Origin of the sequence: Dietzia maris (assembly GCF_014144855.1) — a bacterium.
GTDB classification, from domain to species: domain Bacteria; phylum Actinomycetota; class Actinomycetes; order Mycobacteriales; family Mycobacteriaceae; genus Dietzia; species Dietzia kunjamensis.
Map to the genome: position 1 here is coordinate 1 of NZ_JAALDN010000204.1, position 6,200 is coordinate 6,200.

Annotated in this window: 8 protein-coding genes; 5 read left to right on the forward strand and 3 right to left on the reverse strand. The window is 70.7% G+C overall.

Features of this window, described 5'->3' with window-relative positions:
- Nucleotides 1-609, reverse strand: a 609-nt coding sequence (locus G6024_RS07285) for an alpha/beta hydrolase (RefSeq protein ID WP_159148378.1), incomplete at its 3' end; no start/stop codon positions are given.
- A gap of 112 nt (nt 610-721) precedes the next feature.
- Here G6024_RS07285 and G6024_RS16885 point away from each other — a divergent pair.
- The 3 genes from G6024_RS16885 to G6024_RS07300 all read left to right on the forward strand — a co-directional run bounded on the left by G6024_RS16885 (nt 722) and on the right by G6024_RS07300 (nt 3,100).
- Entirely contained in the window at nt 722-1,255 is a 534-nt protein-coding gene (locus G6024_RS16885; protein ID WP_069389855.1) for a MarR family winged helix-turn-helix transcriptional regulator, read from the forward strand.
- Between the two features lie 9 nt (nt 1,256-1,264).
- On the forward strand, nt 1,265-1,939 hold the full coding sequence (locus G6024_RS07295) for an SDR family oxidoreductase (protein ID WP_119192315.1): 675 nt from the start codon (nt 1,265-1,267) through the stop codon (nt 1,937-1,939).
- Nucleotides 1,940-2,011: 72 nt separating this feature from the next.
- Nucleotides 2,012-3,100: a 2-dehydropantoate 2-reductase gene (locus tag G6024_RS07300; protein ID WP_096906378.1), complete on the forward strand. Its 1,089-nt coding sequence runs from the start codon at nt 2,012-2,014 to the stop codon at nt 3,098-3,100.
- A gap of 57 nt (nt 3,101-3,157) precedes the next feature.
- Here the strand turns inward: G6024_RS07300 and G6024_RS07305 are convergent, their stop codons facing one another.
- Complete coding sequence (locus tag G6024_RS07305) at nt 3,158-3,439, reverse strand: Lrp/AsnC family transcriptional regulator (protein WP_067720093.1); 282 nt, start codon at nt 3,437-3,439, stop codon at nt 3,158-3,160.
- 38 nt (nt 3,440-3,477) lie between these two features.
- Here G6024_RS07305 and G6024_RS07310 point away from each other — a divergent pair, with 38 nt between their 5' ends.
- Nucleotides 3,478-4,167 (forward strand): AIM24 family protein, encoded by a 690-nt coding sequence (locus G6024_RS07310; RefSeq protein WP_159148379.1) that lies wholly within the window; start codon nt 3,478-3,480, stop codon nt 4,165-4,167.
- 64 nt (nt 4,168-4,231) lie between these two features.
- Here G6024_RS07310 and G6024_RS07315 read toward each other — a convergent pair whose 3' ends face one another.
- On the reverse strand, nt 4,232-4,606 hold the full coding sequence (locus tag G6024_RS07315) for an SgcJ/EcaC family oxidoreductase (RefSeq protein WP_096906380.1): 375 nt from the start codon (nt 4,604-4,606) through the stop codon (nt 4,232-4,234).
- Nucleotides 4,607-4,786: 180 nt separating this feature from the next.
- On the opposite strand from G6024_RS07315, the gene G6024_RS07320 reads away from it, so the two are divergent.
- On the forward strand, nt 4,787-6,200 hold a 1,414-nt coding region (locus G6024_RS07320), incomplete at its 3' end, for a sugar porter family MFS transporter (protein ID WP_159148380.1).

Consider the following 6,200-nt stretch of genomic DNA (forward strand, 5'->3'; position numbering starts at 1 on the left):
CGGCAAATCCTCGTCGACGGGGGCGGAGAACACGAACGCCCGCCGGTCGGCCCGGTCGAGCACGGTGTTGGACACGATCGCCTCGCTGTCGATGGCCGCGGCCTCCGCCGGGTACCGCCACGGGCGGGCGCAGAACACTGCCATCATCACCGCGCGTCCGGCGGCCCGCTCGGTCAGGGCCGGGGTGTGGCGGCCGATCCGGCCCGCCGCCCGGCGGAGACTCCGGAACACGGTGACCGTGTAGCGCCACTCGGCGTGCGAGCGGAAGAACCCGGCGGGCGACAGCGCGGTGACGCTGCTCGCCAGTCCGCGGGCGCCGAGCTCCAGCGCGAGGAAGCCCCCCAGGGAGTTGCCGGCGATGTGGGGGCGCTCCCCGGCCGGGACGACCTCCTCCAGGAGGCCGACGAGCTCGGAGACGACGTAGTCGAGCACGTCGCCGGTGTCCGGCAGATCCGCGGACCTGCCGTGGCCGGGCAGGTCCACGACCACCACGCGGAAACGGTCCGCGAGCAGCGGCACGACCGGATCCCAGGCGTGCGCCCGGTGGCACACGCCGTGCAGTAGGACGATGGTCGGGCCGGCCCCGGTGATCTGGTGATACAAACCCATGCGATCAGTATCCACCCCGGGACGAGGTGGCGCCCCATGACGGGAGAAGTTCGGCCTAGATTCGGTGCCGCGAGGCTTCCGGGGCGGAAGCCGGTGTCGAGGGAGCAGGGTCATGGAGACGACGACGAGCGATCCGGCGATACGGGAAGGTGAGCCCGGGCGGGGACTCGCCGAGAAGTTCCGACCCATCCTGTTGCGCCTGGACCTGCTTGTCCGCCGGCAGAGCACCCAGTACGCGCTGAGTCGCGCGCAGACCTCGATCCTGCACACCCTGGCCTGCCACGGGAGGCTGCGGATGTCGGACCTCGCCCGACTCGAGAACGTCCGCGTACCGACCACCAGCAATTCGGTGAGCGTCATCGAGGCCATGGGGTACGTCGAGCGCGAACCCGACGCCTCCGACCGACGCGGGGTCTGTGTCCGCCTCACCGACCTCGGTCGGGCCCGCATCGAACAGGTCCTCGCCGATCGTGACCGGGACTTCGCCGAGCGGATGTCCTATCTGAGCCCCGAACACCGCGATCTGCTCTCCTCGGCGGTGCCCGCCCTCACCGCCCTCCTCGACGCCTTCGACGGCGATGTCGACGCCCTTCCCGACTCTCAGCAGTCCGACCCGCAGCACTCCGACGCCCCCCGGTCCGTCTAGCCTCGGGGCATGAGCACGGTTCTCGTCACCGGCGCCTCCCGCGGGATCGGGGCGGCGACCGCCCGCACGCTGTCCGCCCACCACGACCTGGTCCTCGTGGGCAGGGACGTCGATGCGCTGCAGGCCGTGGCCGCTGATTGCCGCTCAGCCCGGGTGGTGGAGGCCGACCTCACCACCGGCGACGGGGTCGCGCGCGCCGCCCGCGACATCAGCACCCTCGACGGCCTCGTCCACTGCGCCGGCGTCGCCGAACTCGGCCGGATCGACGAGTCCGAGGCCGGCCAGTGGCGCCGGGCGTTCGAGGTCAACGTGCTGGCCGTCGTCGAGCTGACCCGGGCACTGCTCCCGGCGCTGCGCGCGGCACGGGGCCACCTCGTCGTCGTCAACTCCGGCGCGGGGACCACCGCCAAACCGGGCTGGGGCTCCTACAGCGCCTCCAAGTTCGCCCTCCGCGCCGTCACCGACACCCTTCGCGGCGAGGAACCCGACCTGCGCGTCACGTCCATCCACCCCGGCCGCGTGGACACCGACATGCAGCGCGCGATCGTCGCCGCCGAGGGGCGCGACTACGACCCGGGCGCCTTCCTCCGCCCGGACTCGGTGGCCACCGCCGTCCGGCAGGCGTTGGGGTCCACTCCGGATACGCACCCCACCGAGGTCGTCCTGCGGCCGCGCCCGCACTGATTCCCCCGTCCGGCGGACAGGTACGTCGAACGGCTCCCCCGCCGCCGCGCGTGTCGTATCCTCTGCACCACCATGACCAGCCCGAACCCTCCTCTTCGGATCACCGTGATCGGCGCGGGCGTGATCGGCTGCTACCTGGGCGGCCGGCTCGCCCGCCACGCCGACGTGACCCTGGTCGGGCGCCCCCACGTGCTCGACCCGATCCGGGCGGTGGGACTGACCGTCGAGTCCGGAGACGGCGAGGACGCCCGGCTCCACATCCCCGCCGACGCCCTCACCCTGGCCACCGGGCCCGAGAGCGTCCGCCGCTCGGACGTCGTGCTGGTGTGCACCAAGGCCGGACAGACGGCCGCCGCCACCGCCGAGTTCTCTCCCTACCTTCGGCCGGACACGCTGGTCGTGGGCCTGCAGAACGGTCTGCACTCGGCGGACCTCATCCGGGAACTGGTCGACAGGACCACGGTGATCCCCGGCGTCATACCGTTCAATGTCGCGCGCACCGGACCCGCCACCTATCGGCGGACCTCCACCGGGGTGATCCGGCTCGCCGAACACCCCATGGCCGTCCCGCTGATCCGCACCATGGCGGCGGCCGAGCTGCCGGTGAGGCCCACCGACGACATCCAGGCGGTCCTCCACGGCAAGGTCCTGCTCAACCTCAACAACGCCGTCCAGGCGCTGTCCGGACTCCCGCTGCGCACGGAGCTGCTGGACCGGGACCTGCGGCGCTGCGTCGCCCTGTGCCAGGCGGAGGCCAACCGGGTGTTCACCGCGGCCGGGGTGGTGCCGCGGGTGCCGCTGGCCATCCCCGCCGGCGCCCTCCCGGTGGTGATGCGGCTGCCCAACCCGCTGTTCCGCCGCCTCGCCCGGGCCGCGGTCCGCGTCGACGCGGACGGCACCTCGTCCATGACGGACGATCTCGTGCGCGGCCGGCCCACCGAGGTCGAGTACCTGCAGGGCAAGGTCGTGAAGATGGCCGGTCAGCTCGGACTGGGGGCTCCGGCCTGCGCGCGGATGGTGGAGCTGGTGCACGAGGCCGAGGCGGCCGGCGAGGACCGGCGGCAATGGACCGGCAGGGAGCTCCTCACCGAGCTTCAGCGGGCCCGACGCCGGGCCCGCCGCCTGGCCCGGATACAGCAGATGACCGGCCAGCCGACCTGACTCCCGGTCCCCGTAGCCGATGCGGCCCCCGTAGCCGGTTCGGTCCACGTAGCCGGTTCAGTCCTCGTACCCGATCGAGAACGCGGCCTCGAGATCGTGCTTGGACTGGGTGCGGAACGCGATGTGGGTCTCTGTGTCCACCACGCCGGGGACCTTGTTGAGGCGGTCGGAGACAATGTCGGCGATCTCGTCGTTGCGCCGGGCCCGCACCAGCACGATGAGGTCGATGGTGCCGGTGACCGAGTAGACCTCGGAGACTCCGTCGATATCGGCGATGGCCCCGGCGACCTCGGGGATCCGCGCCGTCTCGGCGTGGACGAAGACGATTGCGGTGATCATGACCCCAAGGCTAGTGGAGCGGGCGTACCGTGTGCGCCATGATCCACGGGGACCTCTTCCAGTCGGCGCGCGAGACGGAGACGAACCGCCCGTTCGCCCTCCAGAACTCCAAGATGCTCAAGGTGACGCTCGCCGACCAGCCGATCCTCGCGCGGACCGGATCGATGGTCGCCTACCAGGGGCAGGTCGGGTTCGAGAACGTCGGCAGCGGCGGGATCGGCAGGATGTTCAAGGCGGCGGCGACCGGGGAGGGTGTGCCCCTCATGCGCTGCACCGGGCGGGGTGAGCTGTTTCTCGCCGACCATGCCTCCGAGGTCCAGGTCCTCTACCTGGAGGACGACATGATCTCGGTCAACGGCGCCAGCGTGCTGGCGTTCTCCGAGGGGATCGCGTGGGACATCCACCGCATCGCCGCCAAGGGGGCCGTCATGACCGGCGGACTGTTCAACGTCTCCCTGCGGGGGACCGGGTTCGTGGCGGTGACCACCAAGGGACAGCCGGTCGCCCTCGACGTGACCTCCGCACCGACGTTCGCCGATCCCCAGGCCGTGGTCCTGTGGACCGCCGGCGTGACGATGGACGTCCGGGTGGACACGGGCGGGGTGAAGTCCCTGCTCCGGGGCGGGTCCGGGGAGACGTTCCAGTTGGCGTTCGGCGGTCAGGGACTGGTGGTCGTGCAGCCGTCGGAGAACGTGCCCCAGGGGGCCGGGAGCCAGGGCGGCGCGTAGTCCGCGCGCCCCGGCGACCCCGGCCGGAGCGGGGTTCAGGGGCGCGGGGTTCAGGGGCGCGGGGTCAGCGCATGTTCTCCGGGGTCCAGTAGGCGCGCATCGAGGTGACTTTGCCCTGCTCGTCGTGGGTCATGAGGTCCCACACGTTGATGGTGGCCTTGGAGTCGGCGTCGAAGTGCGTGGTGATCTCGAAGTTGAACAGCAGGTCGTCGCCGCACACGCGGGCCTCGAGCACCTCGCCCTCGATCTTCATCGCCACGACGCTGGCGTAGAACTCGCGGATGGCCGCCTTGCCCTCGTGGACGGTGCCATTGCCCACCGGGTCCTCGACGGTGGCGCCCTCGGCGTAGAGGTCCATCACGGCCTCGAGGTCGCCGGCGGTCAGTGCAGCGATGTAGGAGTCGGCGGTGGAACGGATCTGTTCGGGTGAGGCGCTCAAGGCGGTGGCCCTTTCGGTGACGACGACGAGGTGACCCCGAGCCTAGAACGTGTTCTCGTCCCGTGGGGGCGGACCGGGCGGAACGACTGTCCCCTTTATCGCTTGCGTCACTTGCACCGCGTGCCTACGCTCCCTTCACCACCTGGTGCAGGTGCATCGGCCGACAGAGCGGGGTACGTCATGTCCACGCAGCAGACCTCACCGACACCCGCCGAGGAGGAGACGTTCAACACCGGCCGGGTGGTGCTCATCTCCCTGGTCGCGGCGTTGGGCGGCTTCCTGTTCGGGTTCGACACCGCGGTGATCAACGGTGCCGTGGACGCCGTTCAGGAGACCTTCGAGATGAACGCCGGGCTGACCGGCTTCGCCGTGTCCTCCGCCCTGCTCGGGTGCATGGTCGGCGCCTACGTCGCCGGTCGTCTGGCCGACCACTGGGGTCGCACCCGCGTGATGATCCTCGCGTCGGTGCTGTTCACCGCGAGCGCCCTGGGGACCGGGTTCGCCTTCGGCCCCGTCGACCTCATCATCTGGCGGCTGGTCGGCGGGCTCGGGGTGGGCGCGGCGTCCGTCATCGCACCGGCCTACATCGCCGAGGTCGCCCCACCGGCGATCCGCGGTCGGCTGGGATCGCTGCAGCAGCTCGCGATCGTCTCCGGCATCTTCGTCGCACTGCTCTCCGACGCCTGGCTGGCCGGCATCGCGGGCGGCGCGATCGAGGAACTGTGGTTCGGCGCCGAGGCGTGGCGGTGGATGTTCTGGGCGGAGGTGATCCCCGCCGTGACCTACGGCGTGCTCGCGCTCACCATCCCGGAATCACCGCGCTACCTGGTGGGCAAGGGCATGGTCGACCGGGCTCGCGAGGTCCTCCGCTCCATTCAGCAGGGCGGTGTCGACTCCCGGATCAGGGAGATCCGCGCGACGGTCCGCGACGACCGCAAGCGCTCGTGGCGCGACCTGGTCAAGCCGGGCGGGGTCAACCTGCTGCCCATCGTGTGGATCGGCATCATCCTGTCGGTCTTCCAGCAGGCCGTGGGCATCAACGTGATCTTCTACTACTCCACCTCGCTGTGGCAGTCGGTCGGCTTCACCGAGGAGGACGCGCTCACCCAGACGGTCATCACGTCCGTGACGAACATCGTGGTGACGATCGTGGCGATCGCACTCATCGACAATATCGGCCGCCGCAAGCTCCTCATCACCGGGTCGGTGAGCATGACGATCTCGCTGGCCGTGATGGCGCTGATGTTCAGCACCGCGACCATGGGACCGGGCCCGGACGGCGAGCTCGCCCCACAGCTCGCCGACACCCAAGGGCTGATCGCGCTCATCGCCGCGAACGGGTTCGTCGTGTTCTTCGGCATGTCGTGGGGCCCGGCCGTGTGGGTGCTGCTCGGCGAGATGTTCAACAACCGCATCCGCTCCGCGGCCCTCGGCCTGGCGGCGGCCGCGCAGTGGCTGGCGAACTTCGCCGTGTCCACCGCGTTCCCGCCGATGGCCGAGTTCAGCCTGACGTTCACCTACGGCTTCTACGCGGTCTCCGCGCTGCTGTCGCTGTTGTTCGTGGCGAAGTTCATCCCGGAGACCAACGGTCGGT